The organism is Bradyrhizobium sp. HKCCYLRH2060 (genome assembly GCF_051168135.1).
Lineage (GTDB): Bacteria > Pseudomonadota > Alphaproteobacteria > Rhizobiales > Xanthobacteraceae > Bradyrhizobium.
Genome location: NZ_JBNPUK010000017.1, coordinates 82,304 through 106,419, shown reverse-complemented (window position 1 = coordinate 106,419; position 24,116 = coordinate 82,304). Strand labels below are relative to the sequence as shown.

Genomic DNA, 24,116 nt, shown 5'->3' with positions numbered 1-24,116 from the left:
AATCGCATCTGCTTTGCGGGCACGGTCTGCCGTGCCCGCTCAGCCATTCACGACGAACTCCCCGGCAATGCCGATCGCCGCAAGAAATGACGGGTCGTGGCTGACGACCAGCAGCGCGCCGTCGAAGTCGCGCAGCGCCCGCTCCAGGATCTCGATCGAGAAAATGTCGAGATGGTTGGTCGGCTCATCGAGCAGCAACAGCCATGGCGGACGCTCGCCGCCGAACGTGCAGGCAAGGCCCGCGCGCAGGCGCTCGCCGCCGGACAGCGTCTCCACCGTCTGCTCGGCGTCGCGGTTGCGGAATGCGAAGCGCGCGCAGGCTGCATGCGCCGCTTCGGCGCCGAGCGCCGGATGGAGGCGGCGGAAATTGCCGATGATGCTGTCGCTGCGATCCAGCAACGCGACGTGTTGATCCAGCATCGCGATACGCCCGTCGGCGCGCCGGACCGTTCCATCGGTCAGCGGAATCGCGCCGATCGCGGCCCTGAGCAGCGTGGTCTTGCCTGCGCCATTGCGTCCGGTGATCGCGATCCGCTGCCGGCCCCTGACACCGAGCGTCCAGGGACCGAACCTCCTGTCGCCGGCGCTCACGACCGCGTCCTCCATCGCAAGCAGCTCGGTGCCGGCGCCGAGCCCGGTCGGCGGCAGGACCATCGAGAGCGGCGTCAGCACCTCCACATGTTGTCGCGCCTGTTCCGCTCGCTCGGCCGCTTCGGTGATCATGCGCTCGGCGAGCCGCTGCGATCGCCCGCCGGTCGTCTCGGCCCGCTCGGCTCGGGCGCCCAGCATGATCCTCGGGGCCGAGCCGGCGGCGGCGAAAGCACGGCCGGCCTTGTCCTTGCGCGCCTTGGCTTCGCGCTGGCGCTGCACGGCGCGGCTGACATCCCGCACATGCGCATCGGCGCGGTCCAGCGCGATCGCTGCACGCGCCCGCGCATCCTCCCGCGCCTGCGTAAACATCGTCCAGCCGCCACCGACGATGTGGACCCCGACCGGGGTGAGCTCCACGATCCGGTCCATCATCTCCAGCAGCGCGCGGTCATGACTGGCGACCAGCACGCCGCCGCGCCAGCGCCGCATCAGCCGGCCGACGGCGTCGCGGCCCTCGGCATCGAGATTGTTGGTGGGCTCGTCGAGCAGCAGCAGATCCGGCGCCTCGATCAGCAGCCGCGCGATGCCGATGCGCGTCCGCTCGCCGCCGCTGAGCGAGTCCATCGAGCGATCGAGCGCAATTCCGGCGAGGCCCGCCTCGGTCAGCGCGTCATCGACACGACTCGGCAGGCTCCAATCCGCGCGCGCGAGATCATCGGCAAGATCGGCGTCCTGGCTCTTTCCCGCGACGATACGGCCGATGACCGCAAGATCACCGGCGACGCCGAGCGCCTCGTCGACACGCAGACCGGGATCCCAGTGCTGCGCCAGAAGGCCGAGCGCCCCGCTGCGCGTCACCGCTCCGGCCGCCGGCTCCGAGACGCCAGCGACGATGCGGAGCAAGGTCGACTTGCCGCAGCCGTTGCGGCCGACCAGACCGACGCGCTCGGCGCCGATCGAGAGCGTGAGATTGTCAAAGAGAGGATGACCGTCAGGTGTCGCGGCGGCGACCGCGTCGAGCGTGAGACAGAAGGACATGAGCGACCGTGATGGCAGAGGACACAAAGCGGCGGGCAATGTTGGTCCTGCGATCCACGGCACCACTCCTGTTCACGGTACGATGCTCCATATAGAACGATGGCAGCGGAGCGACAAGCCATGCGCCTGCCGTGCTGGCTCGGGGGATGCACCCATGCTAAGCGGCGCGCCATGCCCGCTCCCATCCTTCCCCTCATCGAAGCCGCCGGCCGCTGGCCCGAGCGCGGGTCGCTTGTCGGCCTCGATCTCGGCACCAAGACCATCGGCGTCGCCGTGTCGGATCCCGACCGGCGGCTCGCCACCGGCGTCGAGACCATCCAGCGCAAGGCCTTCAAGGCCGATGCTGTCAGACTGCTGGCGATTTGCGCCGAGCGCAAGGTGGTCGGCTTGGTGCTGGGCCTGCCGATCAACATGGATGGCAGCGAAGGGCCGCGGGCGCAATCGACGCGGGCGTTCGCGCGCAACCTCGCGGGCATCACCGACCTGCCGATCGGCCTCTGGGACGAGCGGCTGTCGACGGCCGCCGTCGAGCGCGAGCTGATCGGCATGGATGTCAGCCGCGCCAAACGCGCCGAGGTGATCGATACGCATGCGGCGATCTTCATCCTGCAGGGCGCGCTCGATCGGCTTGCGACCTTGCGCCAGTCCGGTCGCTAGCTCATGAGCCCCGTCGCCGCGGCGCTCGCGCCGGTGTTCCTGCTGATCGTGGTCGGCTTCGGCCTGCGGCGCAGCCTGATCCGGCTGGATACGCAATGGCACGGGCTCGAGCGGCTGACTTATTATGTGCTGTTTCCGGCGCTGCTGATGCAGAGCCTGGTGAAGGCCGATCTCGGCAAGGTGCCGGTCGCAGGCATCGGCGGCGCCCTGTTCCTGGCGATGCTGGCGATGTCGGCGCTGTGCCTCGCGCTGCGGCCGCTGCTCACCCGCTCCGGCATCGACGGTCCGGCCTTCACGTCGATCTTCCAAGGGGCAACCCGCTGGCAGACCTACGTCGCACTGAGCGTGGCGGGCAGCCTGTTCGGCCCGACCGGGCTCGCGGTGGCCTCGGTCGGCATGATCGCGATCATCCCGATGGTCAACGTGTTCAGCGTCGCCGTGCTCGCCCACTATGCCTCGCCGACCCGCCGCTCGATGCGCGAGATCCTCGCCACCATCATCCGCAATCCGCTGATCTGGGCCTGCATCGCCGGGCTCGCGCTCAACGTGGCGCATGTGCCGCTGCCAAAGCTCTGGCACGATGCCGCCGATGCGCTCGGCCAGGCCTCGCTGCCGATCGGTCTGCTGGTGACCGGCGCCGGTCTGCACTTCGAGGGCTTGCGGCGCGCCGGCCCGGCCGCCGCGCTCGGCGTCGTGCTCAAGCTGGTCCTGATGCCCCTCCTCGCTATCGGGCTTGCCGGATGGTTCGGCGTCACCGGCCCGAGCCTCGTGGTGGTCGCGATCTGCGCGGCGGTGCCGACCTCGCCGAGCGCCTATGTGCTGGCGAAGCAGATGGGCGGCGATGCGCCGCTGCTGGCGCAGATCATCTCGCTGCAGACCGTGCTGGCCGCGCTGACCATGCCGCTCGCGATCGCCTGGGCGAGCTGAACACCGCGCTCAGGAGTGGCCGCTGGCGAGCCACATGGTTTGCACCGTGGCGGCGAGGTTGTTGAGCCCGTGCAGCACCATGGTCAGATAGGTGGAGTGGGTTCGAGAGCGCAGATAGCCGAACCACACGCCGAGGGAAAACACGTTGAGCAGCGCGAACCAGTCGTACTGGAGATGCAGCACGGTCCACAGCAATGACGACAGCACGATGGCGCCGGGCACCCGCAGGAAGGTGTCAGACCAGCCGCGATAGAGAAAGCCGCGCGCCATCAGCTCTTCCGAAACCGGCGCCGCGACGCAGAAGGCGATGACCAGCAGCCAGACCACGCCGTCGCCTCTGGCGGTCTTCAGGATGTCCACCATGAAGCTCGACGACGTGTCTCCGCGGCCGGTCAGTTGCGAAACCAGCTCCCAGCATCCCAGGATCACAACCATGCCGACAAAGCCAAAGCCGAAATTCTTCCAGCCGGTCCAGCGCAGGCCCAGATAGTCGGCGAACGACATGCGGGTGTGGCGGACGGCAAAATAGATCGGGATCAAAATGGCCGGAACGCCCATGATCGCCGACAGCGAGACCGTGAGCGACCGGCTCGCGATCTGGATCATGGCCAACTGAAACGCGGCCATGCTGTCGATTGGCCCCTCATGGCGCAGCAGGAAATAGACGATAGGAGTCAGCTGGCCGATGAAGAACACGACGATGATGAGGAGGCCCCACAGCAGGGTGCGCCAGAAGCCGAGCGTGCGCGGCTGATGCTGCGCCGGAGCGACCTGCTGCGGCGGGTTGCCCGGATCGAGGGAATCCATCACGGCGGCTTCGGGAGTGTCGGTCAAGGCAGCGCGCGCTCCAGCAAGGTACGGATGTCCGAGGGATCGAGATCGATGGCGCCGTACATGCTCGGATGAACAGCGGAAAGACGCGTCGCGGCGAACAGTTCGGCATGGCCGGGCATCACGAGGTTGAGCGCGGCGGCGGCTGCGAGCAGCGCCAGCCTCTCGACCGCGAGGCGCGCGACGCGCTCGGAATCCGATCGACGGAAGCTGGTCTCGATGAAGGCAAGCGCCTCCGCGGCGCCAGGGAGTCCGCAGGTCTCGGCTTTCAGATGCATCAGGACATGCGCGGCAGCCTCCGTCTCGCGCGACAGCGCGCGCAGCACGTCGAGGCACATCACGTTGCCCGAGCCTTCCCAGATCGCATTGACCGGCGACTCCCGGAAGTGGCGCGCGAGAATGCCGTCCTCGACATAGCCATTGCCGCCCAGGCACTCCATCGCCTCATACAGGAACGGCGGCGCGCTCTTGCAGACCCAGTATTTGATCGCGGGCGTCAACAGCCGCATGTAGGCGGCTTCGCTCGCGTCAGCCGGCGTGCGGTCGAACGCGCGGCACAGCCGCATCACCAGCGCCACCGTCGCCTCGACATGGAGAGCCATGTCGGCGAGCACCGCCTGCATCAAGGGCTGGTCGGCGAGATGCTTCTGGAACACGCTGCGATGGCGCGCATGATGCAGCGCATGCGCGAGCCCCGAGCGCATCAGGCCGGCAGACGAGATCGCGCAATCCTGCCGCGTCAGTTGCACCATCTGGATGATGGTGCTGATGCCCCTGCCCTCGTCGCCGACCCGCTCGGCATAGCTGCCTGCGAACTCCACCTCCGACGAGGCATTGGAGCGATTGCCGAGCTTGTCCTTCAAGCGTTGAAACTGGATCGCGTTCACCGCGCCATCCGGCGTGAAGCGCGGCATGAAGAAGCAGGTCAGGCCGGCATCGGCCTGCGCCAGCACCAGGAACGCGTCGCACATCGGCGCCGACATGAACCATTTGTGCCCGGTGATGCGATAGCCATCGGTCGTACGCTCAGCGCGCGTCATGTTGGCGCGCACGTCGGTCCCGCCCTGCTTCTCGGTCATGCCCATGCCGAGCGTCATGCCGCGCTTTTGCCACCACGGCGCAAACGCCGGATCGTAGTCGCGCGTGCCGATGAGGGGCATCGTCCGCGCCAGCAGGTCAGGCTGCGCGGCCAGCGCCGCCACCGAGGCCCGCGTCATCGTGATCGGACAGAGGTGTCCGCTCTCGACCTGCGAGGCGATGTAGAACTTCGCCGCGCGTACCACCTCCGACGCGCCGCCAACAGGATGGCCCCCGGCGGTCCATGTCGAATTGTGCAGGCCGGCCTCGACCGAGCGCGTCATCATCTGATGATAGGCCGGATGAAACTCGACGACGTCCCGCCGAAAGCCCTTGGCGTCGAAGCTGCGCAGCTTCGGCGTGTTCTCATTGGCGAGCCGGCCCTGCTCGGCCATCGCAGCCGAGCCCCATCGCTTGCCGAAAGCTGTCAGCTCCTGCTCAGCCCCGGCACCACCATTGGCCTTGACGGCGTCGGCCAACGGCCGGTCGGCCGTGAACAGGTCGACGTCCTCGAACGGCGGCGACTGGTTGAAGACCTCATGGGTCGCGAAGGAAGATTGCGTCATGGCCGTGCCCTGCAGAGATCGATCATCGGCGCGGCCGAATGGGAAAAACATAAGTGGTCGCGCCAGCGCCCGGCAGCGAAAAGTGCCACCACTCCTTGGCATAGTTCACAAAACCTTGCCGCGCCATCACCGCAACCAGTTCGTTGCGCCAGCGGCGCTGCTCCGGTGTCAGGTTCTTCGCAGCGGTATGGGCCTTCACGTCGGAACAATCGTAGCCGGTTCCCATGTCGACGCTGCCCTCGGGCGCGCGTAGCGCTGCGGGCGCGGTGCAGTCCGCGTAGTCCTTGGCCGGGTCGAACGCCGCGGAATTGTCGGCCGCGAGCTCGACCAGCGTGAGATCGAGCGCCGCACCCGTCGAATGGCTCGAACGCAGGGCGATATAGCCGAGACGGAACAGGTCCTGCTTGGCAACGCGCGGAGTGTAGCGGCGGCCGGCCGTGGTCTCGACGCCGTCCTGGGACCAGGCCAGCATCTCTGCGACCGCACGCACCGGCCGGTAGCAGTCGAGCATCTTCAGCGACAGGCCGCGCTGCCGCAGCTCGGCCTGAGCCGCCTGCAGCCGCCGCGCCACGTCACGCGTCACGACGCATTCGGCCGCCTCGTAGCCCGGCAAGGGTCGGCCGACGAAATTGTTGCTGCCGGCATAACGGATGTCCTGGAGGATCGTCGGGTCGATGTCGCGGAGATAGACGAAATCGAACGGCAACGCGGCCGCGCAGGCCGGCACGATCGCCGCCAGCAGGATCAGCGCATATCGGAGCGGGCCTCCTCCGACGACGGCCCGCCAGCCCCCGGTTTGGAGCCCCCTGAGAGGCTCGGAAGACGGAACGGGGGATAACTCGGAACCCCGGCTTTCGGCCTTGCCCCCCATGGAAACCGCGCCTATAGCTCTGGCTTTAATGGCAACCTCTCCGAAATCGACTTTCGTCCTCGGGCACCGGCATTTGCTGGGAATCGAGGGCCTTTCCGCCCACGACATCACCGGCCTCCTCGACCTGTCCGAGGAGTATGTCGAACTGAATCGTCAGGTCGACAAGAAGCGCACCGTGCTGCGCGGCCGCACCCAGGTCAACCTGTTCTTCGAGGCCTCGACCCGCACGCAATCCTCGTTCGAGCTGGCGGGCAAGCGGCTCGGCGCCGACGTCATGAACATGTCGGTGTCGTCCTCGTCCATCAAGAAGGGCGAGACCCTGATCGACACCGCGGTCACGCTCAACGCGATGCATCCGGACATTCTGGTGGTCCGCCACCACGCCTCCGGCGCGGTCGAGCTGCTCGCGCGCAAGGTCGACGGCTCCGTGATCAATGCCGGCGACGGCGCGCATGAGCATCCGACCCAGGCGCTGCTGGATGCGCTGACGATCCGCCGCAACAAGGGCCGCATCGAGGGGCTGGTCATCGCGATCTGCGGCGACGTGCTGCATTCGCGCGTGGCGCGATCCAACATCCTGCTGCTGAACACGATGGGCGCGCGCGTCCGCGTGGTCGCACCCTCCACGCTGCTGCCACCCGGCATCGAGCGCATGGGCGTCGAGGTCGCGCGCGACATGCGCGAGGGGCTCAACGGCGCCGACATCGTGATGATGCTGCGGCTGCAGCGCGAGCGCATGAACGGCTCGTTCGTGCCGTCGTCGTCGGAATATTTCCAGTATTTCGGGCTCGACCAGAAGAAGCTCGCCTACGCCAAGCCCGACGCGCTGGTCATGCATCCGGGGCCGATGAACCGCGGCGTCGAGATCGAATCCATCGTGGCCGATGGCGCGCAGTCGCTGATCCGGGAGCAGGTCGAAATGGGCGTCGCCGTGCGCATGGCCGTGCTCGAAGCACTGGCCCGCAACCTGCCCAACGCGTGATACAGAAGTCGGGACCAAACGCCATGCTGACCGACCGCCGCCCGATCCTGCTCGCCAATGCGCGCGTGATCGACCCCTCCCGCGACTTCGACGGCCCCGGCGACGTGCTGATCGCCGACGGCGTCATCCGCGACCTCAAGCGCGGCATCGGCGCCGCGGGCGTGCCCGAGGGCACCGATGTCGTCAACTGCGCCGGCAAGATCGTGGCCCCCGGCCTGATCGACATGTGCGCCTTCGTCGGCGAGCCGGGTCTGGGCCATCGCGAGACATTCGCCAGCGCCAGCCAAGCCGCCGCGACCGGCGGCATCACCACCATCATCTGCCAGCCCGGCACTGAGCCTGTGATCGACAATTCGGCGACCGTCGACTTCGTGCTGCGCCGCGCCCGCGACACCGCGATCGTCAACATCCAGCCGATGGCGGCGCTGACCAAGGGCCTGCGCGGCGAGGAGATGACCGAGATCGGGCTGTTGCGCGCCGCCGGCGCCGTCGCCTTCTCCAACGGCCACAGCAGCGTGATGAACGCCCAGGTGATGCGCCGCGCGCTGACCTATGCGCGCGATTTCGACGCCCTGATCGTGCATCACACCGAGGATCCGAACCTCGTCGGCGAAGGCGTCATGAACGAAGGCGAGTTCGCCTCGCGGCTCGGCCTCTCCGGCATTCCGCCCGCAGCCGAAGCCGTCGTGCTCGAGCGCGACATGCGCCTCGTCGCACTCAGCAAGGGCCGCTATCACGCGGCCGCGCTGAGCTCGATCGACTCGCTCGACATCCTCAGGCGCGCCCGCGAGGCAGGGCTCACGGTGAGCGCGTCGGTCTCGATCAATCATGTCACCCTGAACGAGAACGACATCGGCCCCTACCGCACCTTCCTGAAGCTGACGCCGCCGCTGCGCACCGAGGTCGACCGCCGCGCGCTGGTCGAGGCGCTCGCCTCCGGCCTGATCGACGTCATCATGTCGGACCACACGCCACAGGACGTCGAGGTCAAGCGGCTGCCGTTCGCGGAGGCTGCCAGCGGCGCGGTCGGACTCGAGACGATGCTGCCGGCGGCGCTGCGGCTGGTGCACAATGGCGAGCTCAGCTGGACCGCCCTGATCCGCGCGATGTCGACCCGGCCCGCCGAGCTGCTCGGCCTGCCCGGTGGCACCTTGCGGGCGGGCGCGCCGGCGGACATCATCGTGATCGATCCGGACGTGCCCTGGATCCTCGATCCGGCAGACCTCAAATCGCTGTGCAAGAACACGCCGTTCGACGAAGCCCGCTTCACCGGCCGCGTGGTCCGCACCATCGTCGGCGGCCGCACCGTGTTCGAACATGTCTGACGCCAGGCGAAGCGTCGAAGGAGTCGCGTGATGGGTTCCGAAGCCTTCCTGCCGGTCGCTCTCATCATCGGCTATCTCCTCGGCTCCATCCCGTTCGGCCTGATCCTTACCAAGCTCGCCGGCACGCAGGATCTGCGCAGCATCGGCTCCGGCAACATCGGCGCCACCAATGTGCTGCGCACCGGCCGCAAGGGGCTGGCGGCGGCGACCCTGCTCGGCGACGCTCTCAAGGGCACGGCGGCCGTGATCATTGCGGGCTATCTCGGCGGCCCGAATGCCGCGATGGTCGCGGGCCTCGGCGCCTTCCTCGGTCACTTGTTCCCGGTGTGGCTGAAGTTCCGCGGCGGCAAAGGTGTCGCCGTTTACATCGGTATTTTGATCGGTCTGTTCTGGCCGGGCGCGATCTTCTTTTGCCTGGTCTGGCTCGCAACCGCCTTCGCGCTCCGCTACTCATCACTCGCCGCACTCGTCGCCAGCGTGCTGACGCCGATCGTGTTGTGGGCTTTCGGCCACACCGCGCTGGCCGCCTTGTTCACCCTGCTCACATTGTTGCTCATTTACATGCATCGCGAAAACATCAAGCGATTGCAGTCGGGCACCGAGAGCAAGATCGGGGCGAAGAAGTAGTCACTCCGGGCAAATACGGAGCAAATACGGAAAACCTGTGTTTTAGCCTGTATTCACAGCGGCTGCGCAGCAACACCAGCGATTCATCAGCTAATAAGTCAACGCGGGACTCTGGCGTGAATCATGATTGCCTGTCATGATTCCTGCATGTGGTTACGCAAGACCAATTCCAGCGGTTCGTCGGCCACGCACGATGACCGTACTGATCAGGTTCCGGCGCAGCAGAAGGCGGCCCCGGACCGATCGAACGCCAGCCTGCTGCTGTCAGCGGCTGAGATCTGGTCGACCGGCATCACGGCCGCTGCAGAACCGGCGCAGACGCCCGAGACAGTCGCGCTGGCCGCGCAGGTCACGTCGGATGTCGCGCTCCCCGCCGAAACATCCGAGCCCAACCCTGCGCCGGAACGAGCCGATGTCGCGCCGACCGTCGCCGAGACGATTATGGCGACCACATGCGCGGCCGCAATCAGCGAGACCAAGGCCGCGGAAACGCCGGAGCGATCGCTCGCCGAGACGATCGCCAGCGCCACCCTGCCGCCGCCGCCGCGAACATGGCCGCCGCGCAAGCTGTCGCTGGCCCTGCAGGGCGGCGGAACGTTCTCGGCCTTCACCTGGGGCGTGCTGGATCGCCTGCTCGAGGAACCCGGTTGCGATTTCGACACCATCAGCGGCGCCAGCGCCGGCGCGGTCAACGCCGCGCTGCTCGCGAGCGGGCTGGCCAAGGGCGGCCGTGACGAAGCGCGCAACCGGCTCGCTTTGTTCTGGACCCGGCTGATGGAGGAGGCGTCGTTCCGATCGCTGCTGGTGATCGGCGCGTACTCGCCGGCGAGCAGCTCGGTGTCGTTCGGTGCGGGGCTGCGGAGCGGACGCGCCGACCCGCTCGATCTCGATCCGCTCCGCGACCTCCTCCGCGAGACGATCGATTTCGACGCCGTGCAGGGCCCGGCCGCGCCCCGCCTGCTGGTTGCGGCGACCCGGGCCCGTGACGGCCTGCCGCAGATCTTCCGCAATGCCGGCGTCACGCCGGATGCTCTGCTCGCCTCCACCTGTCCCGCGCAACTGCACGCCGCAGTCGACATCGAGGGCGAGGCGTATTGGGACGGCGGCTACGTCACCAATCCGCCGCTGATCCAGATCGCGCATGAGTCGAGCGCCGCCGACCTGCTGGTCGTTCAGGTCATGCCCGCGCGCGACGCCTATGTGCCGATGACCTCGGCCGCGATCGATCGCCGCCTCGACCAGATCGCCGGCAATGCGGTCCTGAACGCCGAGCTCGCGGCACTCGAATGGGCGCGCAGCGACGGCCTGCATCCGCCGCGCGTGCATCGGCTTGCCGCCGAGGACGAGATCGAGGCCCTGGCTCAGCGCGATGCGACCGACCTCGGCAGCGGCTTCATCGAGCTGCTCTACCAGCGCGGACGCGACGCCGCGGAACGCTGGCTGCGCGAAGCCCCGGCCGGCACCACGCCGGCCATCCCCGACGAGCAGCCCGCGCTGGCGTCTCCGGTGTCCGTGTCCGAGGACGTGCGCGACGTCGCGCCGGCGTAGCGCGCCTCTTCCCTGCGTCTTCGGGTTGCTCCATTCTAGCCTCCGGGTTTGGGGGGCTATGCGTGGACGCCATCAACACGACGATCGAGCTCAGCGACACCGAGCGGCGCGACCGGCTGCGGCTGATCCGTTCCGACAATGTCGGCCCGCGCACCTTCCGCTCATTGCTCGACCATTTCGGCACCGCGCGCGCCGCGCTCGACCGGCTGCCCGACCTGGCACGCCGCGGCGGCGCGGCCGGAACCGGCCGGATCTGCACGGTCGGCGAAGCCGAGGCCGAACTCGACGCCTGCAAGCGGCAGGACGTCGACCTGCGGGCGCCGGACGAGGACGGCTATCCGCCCCGACTCGCCACCTGCGACGATGCACCTCCGCTGCTGGCGGTGCGCGGCGCCCGCGAGACGCTGATGCGCCCGATGATCGCCATCGTCGGCTCGCGCAACGCCTCCGCCGCCGGACTCAAATTCGCCGGCCAGATCGCCCATGAGCTCGGCCAGGCCGGCTTCATCATCATCTCGGGGCTCGCCCGCGGCATCGATCAGGCCGCCCATCGCGCGAGCCTCGGCAGCGGCACCGTCGCGGTCCTCGCCGGCGGCCATGACCGGATCTATCCGCCGGAGCATGTCGATCTGCTCGGCGCCATCATCAGTGGCAGTGGCGCCGCAATCTCCGAGATGCCGCTCGGACACGAGCCGCGCGCCCGCGACTTTCCCCGCCGCAACCGGCTGATCTCAGGCGCCTCGCTCGGCGTCGTCGTCGTCGAGGCTGCGCATCGCTCGGGCTCGCTGATCACGGCGCGCATGGCCGGCGAACAGGGACGCGAGGTCTTCGCCGTCCCAGGCTCGCCGCTCGATCCCCGCTGCGCGGGCACCAACGATCTCATCAAGCAGGGCGCCACGCTGGTCACCGAAACCGCCGACATCATCCAGGCCGTCGGCCCGATCATGGAGCGGCCGCTGCCCTTTTCGCTGCGCGAGCCGGACGAGGAGTTGTTCGCCCCCGATCCCGAGAGCCACGACCGCGCGCAGGTCACGGCCCTGCTCGGCCCGACCCCGGTGTCGATCGACGACCTGATCCGGATCAGCGGCCTGTCGCCGGCCGTGCTGCGCATGGTGCTGCTGGAGCTCGAGCTGGCCGGCCGCCTGGAGCGCCACGGCGGCGGGATGGTGTCGCTGATCTGACTCTCAGTCCGCATCCCTGCGCGCGTCGAAGCGCGTGCGCGCCTGCTCGATCTGCTCCTGGTGCTGGATGGCCCATTGCCCAAGCGCCTGCACCGGCTGCGACAGGCCGCGGCCGAGATCGGTCAGCTCATAATCGACCCGCGGCGGGATGGTCGGAAACACCGTCCGCGTCACCAGCCCGTCGCGCTCGAGGCCGCGCAGGGTCAAGGTCAGCATCCGCTGGGAAATCCCGCCAACGAGCCGCTTCAGCTCGTTGAAGCGCTTCGGGCCGTCCTGAAGCATCATGATGACGAACACGCTCCATTTGTCGCCGACACGCGCCAGGATCGAGGCCGCGCCCCGGCAATCATCATGACTTGGCTGCGTCGGGAGATCGGGATCATCGCTGTTCGCAAGTGTCACGGCTGTGCTCGGGTTTCAAGAATGTGCGTTCTTGTGAGGTTACAGCACAGTCACTCATAGTGCGCCAGTTACAAACCAATACTGAGGTGACTGACCTATGACCCAACTCCTCCACATCGACTCCAGCGTGCTCGGCCCGAACTCCGTCAGCCGTCAGGTATCCGCCGCGATCGTCGGCCGTTTCCGCCAGATCATGCCGGGGCTGGAGGTGATTTACCGAGATGTCGCAGCCGAGCCGCTGTCGCATCTGTCAGGAACGCATGTCGCCGTCGCTTACGGAGCGCCCGTCGAGGATCCCGCGGTGGAAGCTGATGTCGCTGCCGGACAGGCCGTTCTGGAAGAGTTCCTGGCTGCCGATATCGTCGTGATCGGCGCTCCGATGTACAACTTCTCCATCCCGAGCCAGCTCAAGGCATGGATCGACCGCATCGCAGTCAAGGGTAAGACCTTCAGCTATGGCCCAAACGGCCCGCAGGGTTTGGCCGGTGGCAAGCGCATTATCGTGGCGCTCTCGCGCGGCGGCCATTACGGCGCGGACACGCCGATGGCGGCATTCGAACACCTGGAGACCTATTTGCGCAGTGTCTTCAGCTTCATCGGCGTCACGGATCTCGAATTCGTTGCGGCCGACGGTGTCCAGATCGGCCCGGAGCATCGCGAGCAGGCTCTGGCGAAGGCGATTCAAACGGCCGGCGGTCTCGCCGCTTGAGTCCCTCGGTGGCTGCCGCCGGCAGCCACCGCTTTCAACCCCGGGGCAGGTCTCAAACCGCCCACCGACCCGGCCCGGTCAACCCCGATAGATCGGCGCACCGGCCGGCGAGCTCGTGGCGCCGCCATCGACGAACAGCTCCTGGCCTTGGACATGCGCGGCGTCGTCCGAGGCCAGGAACAGCACGGTGCCGGCGATATGGTCAGGCTCGCCGATATGACCGAGCGGGGTGGTCGCCGCGATTCTGGCCTCGAACATCTTTTCGGCATCCGGCGTGGCGACCGCGGCGCCCCAGATCGGCGTCCGGATCGCGCCCGGCGCGACCACGTTGACACGGATGCCGCGCGGCGACAGCTCCGACGCCAGCACCCGCGCCATCGCGCGCACCCCGGCCTTGCTCGCGGCGTAGGCCGAATAGCCGGGATTCCCGAGCACGGAGATCACCGAGCCATTGAGGATGACCGAGGCGCCGTCCTTGAGATGTGGCAGCGCCGCCTGCATGGTGAAGAACACGCCCGTCAGATTGGTGCGGATCACCTGCTCGAACACCTCGAGCTTGGTTGCCCCGGCCGGCGTCGAGCCGGGGATGCCGGCATTGGCGAACAGGATGTCGAGCTTGCCGAAGCGTTCTGCGGCGGTGGCAGCCGCGGCCTCGGTCGCGGCGATGTCCGTGGCATCGGCCACCAGCGCCAGCGCGTTCGGCCCGAGCTCGCGCGCCGCAGCCTCCAGCCGCCCGGCATCGCGCCCGGTGATCGCGATCCTGGCGCCTTCGGCGACGAAACGGCGGGCGGTCGCAAGCCCGATGCCGCTACTGCCGCCGGTAATCAGTGCCGTCTTGTTCGCAAGCCTCACGTCCGTCTCCATATGGTTGCATTATTAAACCGATGGACGACATAGGCTCTCTGGTTTTATAATGCAACCACACAAGTGCGTGAGCGGACGCGAGCGCCCTCGGGGGCATCGGCCGCCCGCGGGTGACAGGACAAGGATGATCTGATGGTCAAGCGCACCAGTCTGGAAGGCGACGCCTGCCCGATCGCGCGGTCGCTGGATGCGATCGGCGACTGGTGGTCGCTGCTGATCATTCGTGACGCGTTCCTCGGCCTGCGCCGCTTCAGCGCGTTTCAACGCAGCCTCGGCATGGCCAAGAACATCCTTGCGGCGCGGCTGCGGGCGCTCGTCGATCGTGGCATCCTGACCACCGAGCCGGCGTCGGACGGCAGCTCCTATCGCGACTACGTGCTGACGCCGAAGGGCCGCGGCCTGTTTCCGATCCTGGTCGCACTGCGGCAGTGGAGCGAGGAATTCGACGAGCACCCCGACGAGATCGCCACCGCGCTCGTCGACCGGGTGAACCGCAGGCCGGTTCGCAAGCTGCTGCTCACTGCGGATGACGGCCGGACGCTGGCGCCGGAGGAAACCGCTCTCGCCCCGCGGTGAGCACGACTGGCCGTCAGCACAGCCTGCGGCGGCTGCGCAGCCTGAGATGCTCCTCGGCCTCGAGGTTCGCCATGCGCAGGAGATAGTCCAGCATGTCGAGGCGATGACGCTGCGCCAGATGCGACAGGCTGGCCGTCACCTCGGCGATCAGAGCTGCCGCGGCGTCGGGATCCTCCACCATCGCCTCGACGTCCGGGTCGCTTTTGTCCGCTGCCTTGGCCAACAACTGTCACCCAGCATAAGGAATTTGACGAAAAACAACCTCAAAAGAGCGCGGATCTCATCGTGCTCCGTACAACCTGATAGGTACTTCGCCGATCCAACGCAATCGCCTTTCAACATCCCTCGATTTGACAGGAACCCCCTCACCACCCATGTTCGGGTCAACGAGGCAGGCGCGAATCCCGCGAAGCCAGCTTCAATCCTTCCACTAAGCCATTGGAAATACATGAATATCGTCATCGTGGAGTCGCCTGCGAAGGCCAAGACGATCAATAAGTATCTGGGCTCCTCCTACGAGGTTCTGGCCTCTTTCGGTCATGTTCGCGACCTTCCGGCCAAGAACGGTTCCGTCGATCCGGACGAGAATTTCCGCATGATCTGGGAGGTCGATCCCAAGGCGGCCGGCCGACTCAACGACATCGCCAAATCGCTGAAGGGGGCTGACCGGCTGATTCTCGCCACCGACCCTGATCGCGAGGGCGAAGCGATTTCCTGGCACGTGCTGGAGGTGCTGAAGGAGAAGCGTGCGCTCAAGGATCAGAAGATCGAGCGCGTCGTCTTCAACGCCATCACCAAGCAGGCCGTCTCGGAGGCGATGAAGCACCCGCGCCAGATCGACGGCGCGCTGGTCGACGCCTACATGGCGCGCCGCGCACTCGATTACCTCGTCGGCTTCACGCTCTCTCCCGTGCTGTGGCGCAAGCTGCCAGGCGCCCGCTCGGCCGGCCGCGTGCAGTCGGTGGCGCTGCGCCTCGTCTGCGATCGCGAGCTGGAGATCGAGAAGTTCGTGCCGCGTGAATATTGGTCGCTGATCGCGACCTTGGCGACGCCGCGCGGCGACACCTTCGAGGCGCGCCTCGTCGGCGCCGACGGCAAGAAGATCCAGCGGCTCGACATCGGCACCGGTGCGGAGGCCGAGGATTTCAAGAATGCGCTCAACGCGGCGAGCTACACGGTCGCGACCGTCGATGCCAAGCCGGCGCGGCGCAATCCGCAGGCGCCTTTCACCACCTCGACATTGCAGCAGGAAGCGAGCCGCAAGCTCGGCTTCGCGCCGGCGCACACGATGCGCATCGCGCAGCGTCTCTATGAAGGCATCGACATCGGCGGCGAGACCACCGGTCTCATCACCTATATGCGAACCGACGGCGTGCAGATCGACGGCTCGGCGATCACCCAGGCGCGCAAGGTGATCGGCGAGATCTACGGCAACAAATACGTGCCGGACAGCCCGCGTCAGTATCAGGCCAAGGCCAAGAACGCCCAGGAAGCGCACGAAGCGATCCGTCCGACCGACCTGTCGCGCAAGCCGGCCGAGCTGCGCAAGCGGCTCGATGACGATCAGGCCAAGCTCTATGAGCTGATCTGGACTCGCACCGTCGCGAGCCAGATGGAATCGGCCGAGCTGGAGCGCACCACCGTCGACATCGTCGCCAAGGCGGGCGCGCGCACCCTGGAGCTGCGCGCCACCGGCCAGGTCATCAAGTTCGACGGCTTCCTCGCGCTCTATCAGGAAGGCCGCGACGATGAGGAGGACGAGGACAGCCGCCGCCTGCCGCAGATGAGCCCGAACGAACAGCTCAAGCGGCAGAATCTCGCGGTCACCCAGCATTTCACCGAGCCGCCGCCGCGCTTCTCCGAGGCCTCGCTGGTCAAGCGCATGGAGGAGCTCGGCATCGGCCGTCCCTCGACCTATGCCTCGATCCTGCAGGTGCTGAAGGACCGCGGCTACGTGAAGCTGGAGAAGAAGCGGCTGCACGGCGAGGACAAGGGCCGCGTCGTGATCGCGTTCCTGGAGAACTTCTTCCGCCGCTACGTCGAGTACGATTTCACGGCCGATCTGGAGGAGCAGCTCGACCGCATCTCCAACAACGAGATCGCCTGGCAGCAGGTGCTGAAGGATTTCTGGACCGGCTTCATCGGCGCCGTCGATGACATCAAGGACCTGCGCGTCGCGCAGGTGCTCGACGCACTCGACGAGATGCTGGGGCCGCACATCTATCCGCCGCGCGACGATGGCGGCGATGTCCGTCAGTGCCCGACCTGCGGCACCGGACGACTCAACCTCAAGGCCGGCAAGTTCGGCGCCTTCGTCGGCTGCTCGAACTATCCGGAATGCCGCTACACCCGCCCGCTCGCCGCCGACAGCGAGGCGACCGCCGATCGCGTGCTCGGCCAGGATCCGGACACCGGCCTCGACGTCGTCGTCAAGGCCGGCCGCTTCGGCCCCTACATCCAGCTCGGCGAGCAGAAGGATTATGCCGAGGGCGAGAAGCCGAAGCGCGCCGGCATCCCGAAGGGCACCTCGCCTGCGAGTCTCGAGCTCGACCACGCCCTGAGGCTGCTGTCGCTGCCGCGTGAGGTCGGCATCCATCCGGAGACGGGTCTGCCGATCATCGCCAATCTCGGCCGCTTCGGGCCGTTCGTGAAGCACGACAAGACCTATGCGAGCCTGGAGGCCGGCGACGAGGTGTTCGACATCGGCCTCAACCGCGCCGTCACCCTGATCGCCGAGAAGATCGCCAAGGGACCAAGCAAGCGCTTCGGCGCCGATCCCGGCAAGGCGCTCGGCGAGCATCCCTCGCTCGGCGCCGTCGCCGTCAAGGCCGGCCGCTACGGCGCCTATGTCACCGCCGGCGGCGTCAACGCCACCATTCCCGGCGACAAGGAGAAGGACACGATCACCCTGGCCGAGGCGATCGCGCTGCTCGACGAGCGCGCCGCCAAGGGTGGCGGCAAGGCGAAGGCCAAGGGCAAGGCGGCGAAGCCGGCCAAGTCTGCCAGCAAAGCGGCGGCCAGCAAGGCCAAGCCGAAGACCGGCGGCGACGACGACACGCCGAAGCCGGCGAAGAAGGCCGTGGCGAAGAAGGCGGCCGCCAAACCGAAATCAGACTCCACCAGCAAGGCGCGTGCGCCGGTCGCCAAGGCCGCCAAGACCTCGGCGAAGCCCGCGACCAAGGCGACGCCCAAGAAGAGCGCTGGCAAGGCCCGCGGATGAGAAAATGAGCAAGAAGCGCGACATCGGCTTCCCTCCGCGGGAGGCCATCGTCGCCTACATCCGCGCCAATCCGGGCAAGGTTGGCACCAAGGATATCGCCCGCGAGTTCGGCCTGAAGAACGCTGATCGCGCGGCCCTCAAGCAGTTGCTACGCGAGCTCGTCGCCGACGGCACCGTGAAGAAGAGCGGCCGCAAGACCGTCGTCGAGACCGCCACCTTGCCGGCCACGCTGGTTGTCGACATCACCGGGCGCGACAGCGACGGCGAGCTGATCGCCAAGCCCGCCGAGTGGGACGAGGCCGAGCAATCCGAGCCGCCGCGCATCCGCATCCACACCCCGCGCCATACCGGGCCCGGCTCGGCGGCCGGCGTCGGTGACCGCGCGCTGCTCCGCGTCGAGCCGATCAAGGATGAGGCGGGCGTGTCCTATCGCGGCCGCGTCCTCAAGGTGCTCGATCAGGCGCGGCCGCGCGTGCTCGGCATCTTCCGGGCTAATCCCGGCGGCGGCGGCCGCCTCATTCCGGTCGACAAGAAGCAGGCGGGACGCGAGCTCTCCATCGCCCCCGCCGACACCAAGGACGCCAAGGACGGTGATCTCATCAGCGTCGACCTGCTGCGCGGCCGCGGCTACGGCCTGCCCTCCGGACGTGTGAAGGAGCGCTACGGTTCGGTCGCGACCGAGAAGGCAATCAGCCTGATCGCGATCCATGCCCACGAAATCCCGATGGATTTCTCCGCGGCGGCCGTGGCAGAGGCCGAAGCCGCGCAGCCCGCGAGCTTGAAGGGACGTGAGGACTGGCGCGAGCTGCCGCTGGTCACGATCGATCCGCCCGATGCCAAGGATCACGACGACGCCGTTCATGCCGAGCCGGATCCCGATCCGAACAATGCCGGCGGCTTCATTCTCCATGTCGCGATTGCCGACGTCGCCTACTACGTGCGGCCGGGCTCGGCGCTCGACCGCGACGCGCTGATCCGCGGCAACTCGGTGTATTTCCCCGACCGCGTCGTGCCGATGCTGCCCGAGCGCATCTCCAACAATCTGTGCTCGCTGGTGCCGGGCGAAGCGCGCGGCGCGCTCGCGGTGCGCATGGTGTTAGGCGCGGACGGCCGCAAGCGCTCGCACTCGTTTCATCGCGTGCTGATGCGCTCGGCCGCCAAACTGTCCTACGCGCAGGCGCAGGCCGCGATCGACGGCAAGCCGGACGACGTCACCGGTCCCCTGCTCGAGCCGATCCTCAAGCCGCTCTACGCGGCCTATGAGGTCGCCAAGCGCGGCCGCGACGCGCGCGATCCGCTTGACCTCGACATTCCCGAGCGCAAGATCCTGCTGAAGACCGACGGCACCGTCGACCGCGTCGTCGTGCCGGAGCGCCTCGATGCTCACAAGCTGATCGAGGAGTTCATGATCTCGGCCAACGTCGCCGCGGCGGAGCTTTTGGAGAAGAAGGCGCTGCCTTTGATCTACCGCGTGCATGATGAGCCGACGGTGGAGAAGATCCATGCGCTGCAGGAGTTCCTGAAGACGCTCGACGTGCCCTTCGCCAAATCAGGCGCGCTCCGGCCGTCGCTGTTCAACCGCGTGCTGACCCTGGTCGCCGGCCAGGACTACGAGCATCTCGTCAATGAGGTCGTGCTGCGCTCGCAGGCGCAGGCGGAATATTCGACCGACAATTACGGGCATTTCGGCCTGAACCTGCGCCGCTACGCGCATTTCACTTCGCCGATCCGCCGCTACGCCGACCTCGTCGTGCACCGCGGCCTGCTGCGCGCGCTGGGCCTCGGCGACGGCGCCCTGCCCGACAGCGAGACGCCGGATCACCTCGCCGAGGTCGCGGCGCAGATCTCGGTGACCGAGCGGCGCGCGATGAAGGCCGAGCGCGAGACCGCCGACCGCCTGATCGCGCATCATTTGGCGGACCGCGTCGGCGCCACCTTCCAGGGCCGCATTTCCGGCGTCACCCGCGCCGGCCTGTTCGTCAAGCTCGATGATACCGGCGCCGACGGCCTGGTTCCGATCCGCACCCTCGGCACGGAATATTTCGACTATGACGAGACGCGCCACGCGCTGATCGGCCAGCGCAGCGGTGCCATGCACCGGCTGGGTGACGTCGTCGACGTGCGTCTGGTAGAAGCTCAGCCGGTGGCCGGTGCGCTGCGCTTCGAGCTGCTGACCCAGGCGGATGTGCTGGTGTCGCGCCATCCGCGCGGCGCAGGACCCCGGCGAAAGAATAACGTCGGGAAGAACGCCAAGGCGACCAAGCGGGCCAAATCCGAGGCTCGGCCGAAGCACAAAGAAAAAAGCCGCAAGAAAAGCCCAGCGGCAGGGGCAAAACGCAAGCCCGGCACATCGAAGAAAGGCAGATCGTGGACGCCATGACCTCAACGCCCCGCACATTGCCCCCGCAGACCTGGACGCGTGACGCCGGCGCCGTCGAGAAGCGCGACGTCTGGACCGCGATGAAGCGCGGCCTGCGCGGCCGCTGCCCGCGCTGCGGCGAGGGCAAGCTGTTCCGCGCCTTCCTGAAGGTCGCGGACAATTGCGACCGCTGCGGCCAGGATTTCTCCGGGCATCGCGCCGACGATCTTCCCGCCTATCTCGTGATCGTCATCGTCGGCCACATCATCGTGCCGCTGGTGCTCTCGATCGAGACCAACTACGCGCCGCCGGTGGCGCTGCAGCTCGCGATCTATCTGCCGGTGACCTTGGTCGCCTCGCTCGCCTTGATTCAGCCGGTCAAGGGCGCCGTCGTCGGGCTGCAATGGGCGTTCCGCATGCACGGCTTCGACGACAATCCCGTGGAAGGCATTCCACCGGTGTGAGCGACCAAACGATCAACAAATAAGAAAAAGCGGGGAGGACATGAGCGATACGGCACAGGCGACCAGCGCGCCGGCGGGCAAGCCCGCCGAGAAGGAAGCGGACCATCATCCCTACACCAAGCCACGCGATGCTGCGACGCTGATCCTGGTCGACCGCAGCGGCGCGGTGCCGAAGGTGCTGGTCGGCAAGCGCCACGACAAGGTCGTGTTCATGCCGGGCAAGTTCGTCTTCCCCGGCGGCCGCGTCGACAAGACCGATCATCGCATTCCCGTGGCAGCGCCGATGCCGGCGGAGCTCGAAGCCAATCTGTTCAAGGGCAAGCCGCAGACGACGGCCTCGCGCGCGAAGTCGCTCGCCGTCGCCGCGATCCGCGAGGCCTGTGAGGAAACCGGTCTCTGTCTCGGACGCAAGGTCGGCGGCCCCGCGCCGAAACTGGACGGGCCATGGGCGCCGTTCGCCGACGCCGGCCTGCTGCCCGACCCGTCGGGGCTGTTCCTGATCGCCCGCGCCATCACCCCGCCCGGCCGCATCAAGCGCTTCGACACCCGCTTCTTCACCGCCGATGCCTCCGCCATCACCCACCGTGTCGAGGGCGTGATCCATGCCGATGCCGAGCTGGTCGAGCTGGTCTGGGTCGAGCTTGGCTCCAGACCGCTCGCCGATCTGCATCCGATGACCAAGAACGTGCTCCACGAGCTCGACCGCCGCCTCGCCACCGGGCCGCTGCGCCACGACGCTGACGTGCCTTTCTTCCATTTCTATGGCGGCAAGATGCAGAAGGACGTGCTGGGCGCGTGAACGCAGCGTATTCGATCATCCATCGTGGATGATTGCGGTCGCCTCGATTTCGACCCGGGCGTTCGCGGGCGTGAGACCCGCGACCATCACCAGCGTGCTGGCCGGCCGAACCGCGCCGAACGCTTCGCCATGCGCGCGGGCAACGGCGTCGATGTCCGCCATGTTAGTCACGTACACGACCGTCCGCACCACGTGACGGAGCTCCGCTCCCGTCGTCTGCAGGGCTTCGGCAATGATGCCGATCACGCTTTGCGCCTGAGCGAAGACATCACAATCCAGATCAGAACCGCGCGCGGTCGTCCCGGAGACGAAGACGTGGTTGCCGACGCGGACGGCGCGTGCATAGCCGTAGACGTCCTCGAACGTATAGCCTGAGGTGATATTGAGCCGTCCTGACATTTCGAATACTCCCTCGCGACGGATGTGAAAGGCGCCGGCGCCGTCCACCCGTGCTACGGGTGCTGGTCGCAGCGAGCGGACAAAGGTGTCGTCCCGGCGAACGCGGCCCATACCGCGGAATCTCACGATCGGCCCCGATGGCGGAGACTGTGCCTCCCATGCCCTTCACGGAGTATGGATCCCGGCGTTCGCCGGGACGACACTGTTGGTTTGATCGACGGCGTGGCTCACCTTGGAATGTGCGTGCTCCATCCGCCACCAAAAACGAAATCGTGTTCTGCGGCGGGTGGCTGACACGCATCAGCCGAGTTCCTATCTGCTGACGAGAGCAATCATCCCGGACGCCCCCACATGGCCCCTCGTCAACTCAAGCTCGGCGCCTTCATGCGCCCGGTCTCCATCCACACCGGCGCGTGGCGCTATCCCGGCGCCTGGCCGGACGCGAATTTCAACTTCGCGCATCTCAAGCAACTGATCCGCAAGCTCGAGGCCGGCAAGTTCGATGCCTTCTTCATGGCCGATCATCTCGCCGTGCTGAACATGCCGATCAACGCGCTGAAGCGCAGCCACACCGTGACGTCGTTCGAGCCGTTCACCCTGTTGTCGGCGCTATCGGCGGTCACCGAGAACATCGGCCTGATCGCGACGGGATCGACCACCTTCGACGAGCCCTATCACGTCGCCCGCCGCTTTGCTTCGCTCGACCACATTTCCGGCGGGCGCGCCGGCTGGAATATCGTCACCACATCGAACCCGGATGCCGCGCTGAATTTCGGCCTCGACGATCACATGGAGCACGCCGAGCGCTACAAGCGCGCCCGCGAGTTCTACGACGTCGTCACCGGCCTGTGGGATTCCTTCGCCGACGATGCCTTCGTGCGCGATGTCGAGAGCGGGCTGTTCTTCGACCCTGCGAAGATGCATGTGCTCGATCACAAGGGCAAATATCTGAAAGTCCGCGGACCGCTCAACATCGCCCGCCCGGTGCAGGGCTGGCCGGTGATCGTGCAGGCCGGCGCCTCGGAGGACGGCAAGCAGCTCGCGGCAGAGACGGCCGAGGCCGTGTTCACCGGCGGCGGCAGCCTCGCGGATGGAAAGACACTCTATGCCGACATCAAGGGCCGCATGGAAAAGGTCGGCCGCGATCCGGAGCATCTGAAGATCCTGCCCGGTGCCTTCGTCGTGGTCGGCGACAGCGTCGACGAGGCCAAGGAGAAGCGCGCTTTGCTCGACAGCAAGGTGCATGACGACAGCGCCATCGCCTCGCTCTCGGTCATCCTCGGCACCGACGCCTCCGGCTTCGATCCCGATGGCCCGCTGCCGCCGATTCCCGAGACCAACGCCTCCAAGAGCGGCCGCCAGCGCCTGGTCGATGTCGCCGCGCGCGACAAGCTCACGGTGCGGCAACTGGCGCAGCGGGTCGGCGGCTACGGCGGTCTGTCCTTCGTCGGCACGCCTGCGACGATCGCCGACCAGATGCAGGAGTGGCTGGAAAGCCGTGGGTCGGACGGCTTCAACATCATGTTCCCATTCCTGCCGGCAGGGCTCGACGATTTCGTCGACAAGGTGATTCCCGAGCTGCAGCGCCGCGGGATCTTCCGGACGGAGTATGAGGGGCCGACCTTGCGGGAGAATCTCGGCCTGCCCCGGCCGAAAAACCGCTTCTTCTCGGCCTAGGCACCCCAGAATCTGGCCCTCAAACCTTGACTTTGGGGGCTGGCTGGGTAGGTTGCCGGCCAACGGCGCCCCCTCTTTGGCCGGTGCCCACCCTATCCCCGATTCCAGAGGTTCAAGACATGGCCAAGGCGGTCACCATCAAGGTCAAGCTCGTGTCGTCGGCCGACACCGGCTTCTATTACGTCGCCAAGAAGAACTCGCGCACCATGACCGACAAGATGGTCAAGAAGAAGTACGACCCGGTCGCGCGCAAGCACGTCGAATTCCGCGAAGCCAAGATCAAGTAAGATCGCGGTCTGCTGCGACTTCAACGGGGCCGTTTCGGCCCCGTTTTTTATTGGGCCGATGCCTCCACTCCTGCGGCACGGGCCATCTCCCATCTGATCGGTCCATGGGCCGCGGCTGAATCCGGTTCCCGACTTAAGG

The 24,116-nt window shown here is 67.1% G+C and carries 23 protein-coding genes; 15 read left to right on the top strand and 8 right to left on the bottom strand.

Annotation, left to right across the window (positions count from 1 at the left end; all coding sequences use genetic code 11):
- Nucleotides 1–39 precede the first annotated feature (39 nt).
- Nucleotides 40–1,629, bottom strand: coding sequence for an ABC-F family ATP-binding cassette domain-containing protein (locus ACQR10_RS27300; RefSeq protein WP_434912132.1), 1,590 nt, complete (start codon nucleotides 1,627–1,629; stop codon nucleotides 40–42).
- A 171-nt stretch (nucleotides 1,630–1,800) separates the two neighbouring features.
- On the opposite strand from ACQR10_RS27300, the gene ruvX reads away from it, so the two are divergent.
- On the top strand, nucleotides 1,801–2,286 hold the full coding sequence (ruvX, locus tag ACQR10_RS27295) for a Holliday junction resolvase RuvX (RefSeq protein WP_434912131.1): 486 nt from the start codon (nucleotides 1,801–1,803) through the stop codon (nucleotides 2,284–2,286).
- A 3-nt stretch (nucleotides 2,287–2,289) separates the two neighbouring features.
- Complete coding sequence (locus ACQR10_RS27290) at nucleotides 2,290–3,213, top strand: AEC family transporter (protein ID WP_434912130.1); 924 nt, start codon at nucleotides 2,290–2,292, stop codon at nucleotides 3,211–3,213.
- Between the two features lie 9 nt (nucleotides 3,214–3,222).
- Here ACQR10_RS27290 and ACQR10_RS27285 read toward each other — a convergent pair whose 3' ends face one another.
- The 3 genes from ACQR10_RS27285 to ACQR10_RS27275 are packed head-to-tail and all read right to left on the bottom strand — an operon-like array spanning nucleotide 3,223 to nucleotide 6,414.
- Nucleotides 3,223–4,047 carry a CPBP family intramembrane glutamic endopeptidase gene (locus tag ACQR10_RS27285; RefSeq protein WP_434899347.1) on the bottom strand — a complete coding sequence of 275 codons (825 nt, stop codon included), beginning with the start codon at nucleotides 4,045–4,047 and terminating at the stop codon, nucleotides 3,223–3,225.
- Nucleotides 4,044–5,687 (bottom strand): acyl-CoA dehydrogenase family protein, encoded by a 1,644-nt coding sequence (locus ACQR10_RS27280; protein ID WP_434912129.1) that lies wholly within the window; start codon nucleotides 5,685–5,687, stop codon nucleotides 4,044–4,046. The genes ACQR10_RS27285 and ACQR10_RS27280 overlap by 4 nt, the downstream gene beginning before the upstream one ends.
- 22 nt (nucleotides 5,688–5,709) lie before the next feature.
- A complete protein-coding gene (locus ACQR10_RS27275) occupies nucleotides 5,710–6,414 on the bottom strand; it encodes a M15 family metallopeptidase (RefSeq protein WP_434890183.1) in 705 nt (234 codons plus the stop codon).
- Nucleotides 6,415–6,586: 172 nt separating this feature from the next.
- On the opposite strand from ACQR10_RS27275, the gene ACQR10_RS27270 reads away from it, so the two are divergent.
- The 5 genes from ACQR10_RS27270 to dprA all read left to right on the top strand — a co-directional run bounded on the left by ACQR10_RS27270 (nucleotide 6,587) and on the right by dprA (nucleotide 12,221).
- Nucleotides 6,587–7,540, top strand: a complete 954-nt coding sequence (locus tag ACQR10_RS27270) for an aspartate carbamoyltransferase catalytic subunit (RefSeq protein WP_042339600.1) — start codon at nucleotides 6,587–6,589, stop codon at nucleotides 7,538–7,540.
- Between the two features lie 23 nt (nucleotides 7,541–7,563).
- Entirely contained in the window at nucleotides 7,564–8,865 is a 1,302-nt protein-coding gene (locus ACQR10_RS27265; RefSeq protein WP_315804092.1) for a dihydroorotase, read from the top strand.
- A gap of 30 nt (nucleotides 8,866–8,895) precedes the next feature.
- Nucleotides 8,896–9,492, top strand: a complete 597-nt coding sequence (gene plsY / locus ACQR10_RS27260; protein WP_315804093.1) for a glycerol-3-phosphate 1-O-acyltransferase PlsY — start codon at nucleotides 8,896–8,898, stop codon at nucleotides 9,490–9,492.
- A 147-nt stretch (nucleotides 9,493–9,639) separates the two neighbouring features.
- Nucleotides 9,640–11,040, top strand: a complete 1,401-nt coding sequence (locus tag ACQR10_RS27255; RefSeq protein ID WP_316218296.1) for a patatin-like phospholipase family protein — start codon at nucleotides 9,640–9,642, stop codon at nucleotides 11,038–11,040.
- A gap of 62 nt (nucleotides 11,041–11,102) precedes the next feature.
- Nucleotides 11,103–12,221 carry a DNA-processing protein DprA gene (dprA, locus tag ACQR10_RS27250; protein ID WP_316218295.1) on the top strand — a complete coding sequence of 373 codons (1,119 nt, stop codon included), beginning with the start codon at nucleotides 11,103–11,105 and terminating at the stop codon, nucleotides 12,219–12,221.
- Between the two features lie 3 nt (nucleotides 12,222–12,224).
- Here the strand turns inward: dprA and ACQR10_RS27245 are convergent, their stop codons facing one another.
- The gene (locus ACQR10_RS27245) at nucleotides 12,225–12,623 is read right to left on the bottom strand and encodes a winged helix-turn-helix transcriptional regulator (protein WP_316218294.1); all 399 of its coding nucleotides are present in this window, start codon (nucleotides 12,621–12,623) and stop codon (nucleotides 12,225–12,227) included.
- A 97-nt stretch (nucleotides 12,624–12,720) separates the two neighbouring features.
- Here ACQR10_RS27245 and ACQR10_RS27240 point away from each other — a divergent pair, with 97 nt between their 5' ends.
- Nucleotides 12,721–13,332, top strand: coding sequence for an FMN-dependent NADH-azoreductase (locus tag ACQR10_RS27240; protein ID WP_316218293.1), 612 nt, complete (start codon nucleotides 12,721–12,723; stop codon nucleotides 13,330–13,332).
- A gap of 78 nt (nucleotides 13,333–13,410) precedes the next feature.
- Here ACQR10_RS27240 and ACQR10_RS27235 read toward each other — a convergent pair whose 3' ends face one another.
- Nucleotides 13,411–14,184: an SDR family NAD(P)-dependent oxidoreductase gene (locus ACQR10_RS27235; protein ID WP_316218292.1), complete on the bottom strand. Its 774-nt coding sequence runs from the start codon at nucleotides 14,182–14,184 to the stop codon at nucleotides 13,411–13,413.
- A gap of 144 nt (nucleotides 14,185–14,328) precedes the next feature.
- Here ACQR10_RS27235 and ACQR10_RS27230 point away from each other — a divergent pair, with 144 nt between their 5' ends.
- Complete coding sequence (locus ACQR10_RS27230) at nucleotides 14,329–14,772, top strand: winged helix-turn-helix transcriptional regulator (protein ID WP_316218291.1); 444 nt, start codon at nucleotides 14,329–14,331, stop codon at nucleotides 14,770–14,772.
- A gap of 13 nt (nucleotides 14,773–14,785) precedes the next feature.
- Here ACQR10_RS27230 and ACQR10_RS27225 read toward each other — a convergent pair whose 3' ends face one another.
- A complete protein-coding gene (locus tag ACQR10_RS27225; RefSeq protein WP_315712655.1) occupies nucleotides 14,786–14,995 on the bottom strand; it encodes a hypothetical protein in 210 nt (69 codons plus the stop codon).
- Between the two features lie 225 nt (nucleotides 14,996–15,220).
- Between ACQR10_RS27225 and topA the strand changes: the two genes are divergently transcribed.
- From topA to ACQR10_RS27205, 4 genes are read left to right on the top strand one after another with little or no spacing between them, the layout of a single operon-like run.
- On the top strand, nucleotides 15,221–17,992 hold the full coding sequence (gene topA, locus ACQR10_RS27220) for a type I DNA topoisomerase (RefSeq protein ID WP_316218290.1): 2,772 nt from the start codon (nucleotides 15,221–15,223) through the stop codon (nucleotides 17,990–17,992).
- A gap of 4 nt (nucleotides 17,993–17,996) precedes the next feature.
- Nucleotides 17,997–20,372: a ribonuclease R gene (gene rnr, locus ACQR10_RS27215; protein ID WP_316218288.1), complete on the top strand. Its 2,376-nt coding sequence runs from the start codon at nucleotides 17,997–17,999 to the stop codon at nucleotides 20,370–20,372.
- Nucleotides 20,369–20,815, top strand: a complete 447-nt coding sequence (locus ACQR10_RS27210) for a DUF983 domain-containing protein (protein ID WP_316181857.1) — start codon at nucleotides 20,369–20,371, stop codon at nucleotides 20,813–20,815. The genes rnr and ACQR10_RS27210 overlap by 4 nt, the downstream gene beginning before the upstream one ends.
- 40 nt (nucleotides 20,816–20,855) lie before the next feature.
- Entirely contained in the window at nucleotides 20,856–21,614 is a 759-nt protein-coding gene (locus ACQR10_RS27205; RefSeq protein WP_434912128.1) for an NUDIX hydrolase, read from the top strand.
- 15 nt (nucleotides 21,615–21,629) lie between these two features.
- Here ACQR10_RS27205 and ACQR10_RS27200 read toward each other — a convergent pair whose 3' ends face one another.
- Complete coding sequence (locus ACQR10_RS27200; RefSeq protein ID WP_316218286.1) at nucleotides 21,630–22,013, bottom strand: Rid family hydrolase; 384 nt, start codon at nucleotides 22,011–22,013, stop codon at nucleotides 21,630–21,632.
- 351 nt (nucleotides 22,014–22,364) lie between these two features.
- Here ACQR10_RS27200 and ACQR10_RS27195 point away from each other — a divergent pair, with 351 nt between their 5' ends.
- Entirely contained in the window at nucleotides 22,365–23,690 is a 1,326-nt protein-coding gene (locus ACQR10_RS27195) for an LLM class flavin-dependent oxidoreductase (protein ID WP_434912127.1), read from the top strand.
- Nucleotides 23,691–23,809: 119 nt separating this feature from the next.
- Nucleotides 23,810–23,977 (top strand): 50S ribosomal protein L33, encoded by a 168-nt coding sequence (gene rpmG / locus ACQR10_RS27190; RefSeq protein ID WP_006611239.1) that lies wholly within the window; start codon nucleotides 23,810–23,812, stop codon nucleotides 23,975–23,977.
- The last annotated feature ends 139 nt before the right edge of the window (nucleotides 23,978–24,116 follow it).

Excerpts from the sequence above, each read along its gene's own strand:
- ACQR10_RS27300 (WP_434912132.1), bottom strand. The coding sequence starts at position 1,629 with ATGTCCTTCTGTCTCACGCTCGACGCGGTCGCCGCCGCGACACCTGAC.
- ruvX (WP_434912131.1), top strand. The coding sequence starts at position 1,801 with ATGCCCGCTCCCATCCTTCCCCTCATCGAAGCCGCCGGCCGCTGGCCC.
- ACQR10_RS27290 (WP_434912130.1), top strand. The coding sequence starts at position 2,290 with ATGAGCCCCGTCGCCGCGGCGCTCGCGCCGGTGTTCCTGCTGATCGTG.
- ACQR10_RS27280 (WP_434912129.1), bottom strand. The coding sequence starts at position 5,687 with ATGACGCAATCTTCCTTCGCGACCCATGAGGTCTTCAACCAGTCGCCG.
- ACQR10_RS27270 (WP_042339600.1), top strand. The coding sequence starts at position 6,587 with ATGGCAACCTCTCCGAAATCGACTTTCGTCCTCGGGCACCGGCATTTG.
- ACQR10_RS27265 (WP_315804092.1), top strand. The coding sequence starts at position 7,564 with ATGCTGACCGACCGCCGCCCGATCCTGCTCGCCAATGCGCGCGTGATC.
- plsY (WP_315804093.1), top strand. The coding sequence starts at position 8,896 with ATGGGTTCCGAAGCCTTCCTGCCGGTCGCTCTCATCATCGGCTATCTC.
- ACQR10_RS27255 (WP_316218296.1), top strand. The coding sequence starts at position 9,640 with ATGTGGTTACGCAAGACCAATTCCAGCGGTTCGTCGGCCACGCACGAT.
- ACQR10_RS27240 (WP_316218293.1), top strand. The coding sequence starts at position 12,721 with ATGACCCAACTCCTCCACATCGACTCCAGCGTGCTCGGCCCGAACTCC.
- ACQR10_RS27230 (WP_316218291.1), top strand. The coding sequence starts at position 14,329 with ATGGTCAAGCGCACCAGTCTGGAAGGCGACGCCTGCCCGATCGCGCGG.
- topA (WP_316218290.1), top strand. The coding sequence starts at position 15,221 with ATGAATATCGTCATCGTGGAGTCGCCTGCGAAGGCCAAGACGATCAAT.
- rnr (WP_316218288.1), top strand. The coding sequence starts at position 17,997 with ATGAGCAAGAAGCGCGACATCGGCTTCCCTCCGCGGGAGGCCATCGTC.
- ACQR10_RS27210 (WP_316181857.1), top strand. The coding sequence starts at position 20,369 with ATGACCTCAACGCCCCGCACATTGCCCCCGCAGACCTGGACGCGTGAC.
- ACQR10_RS27205 (WP_434912128.1), top strand. The coding sequence starts at position 20,856 with ATGAGCGATACGGCACAGGCGACCAGCGCGCCGGCGGGCAAGCCCGCC.
- ACQR10_RS27200 (WP_316218286.1), bottom strand. The coding sequence starts at position 22,013 with ATGTCAGGACGGCTCAATATCACCTCAGGCTATACGTTCGAGGACGTC.
- ACQR10_RS27195 (WP_434912127.1), top strand. The coding sequence starts at position 22,365 with ATGGCCCCTCGTCAACTCAAGCTCGGCGCCTTCATGCGCCCGGTCTCC.
- rpmG (WP_006611239.1), top strand. The coding sequence starts at position 23,810 with ATGGCCAAGGCGGTCACCATCAAGGTCAAGCTCGTGTCGTCGGCCGAC.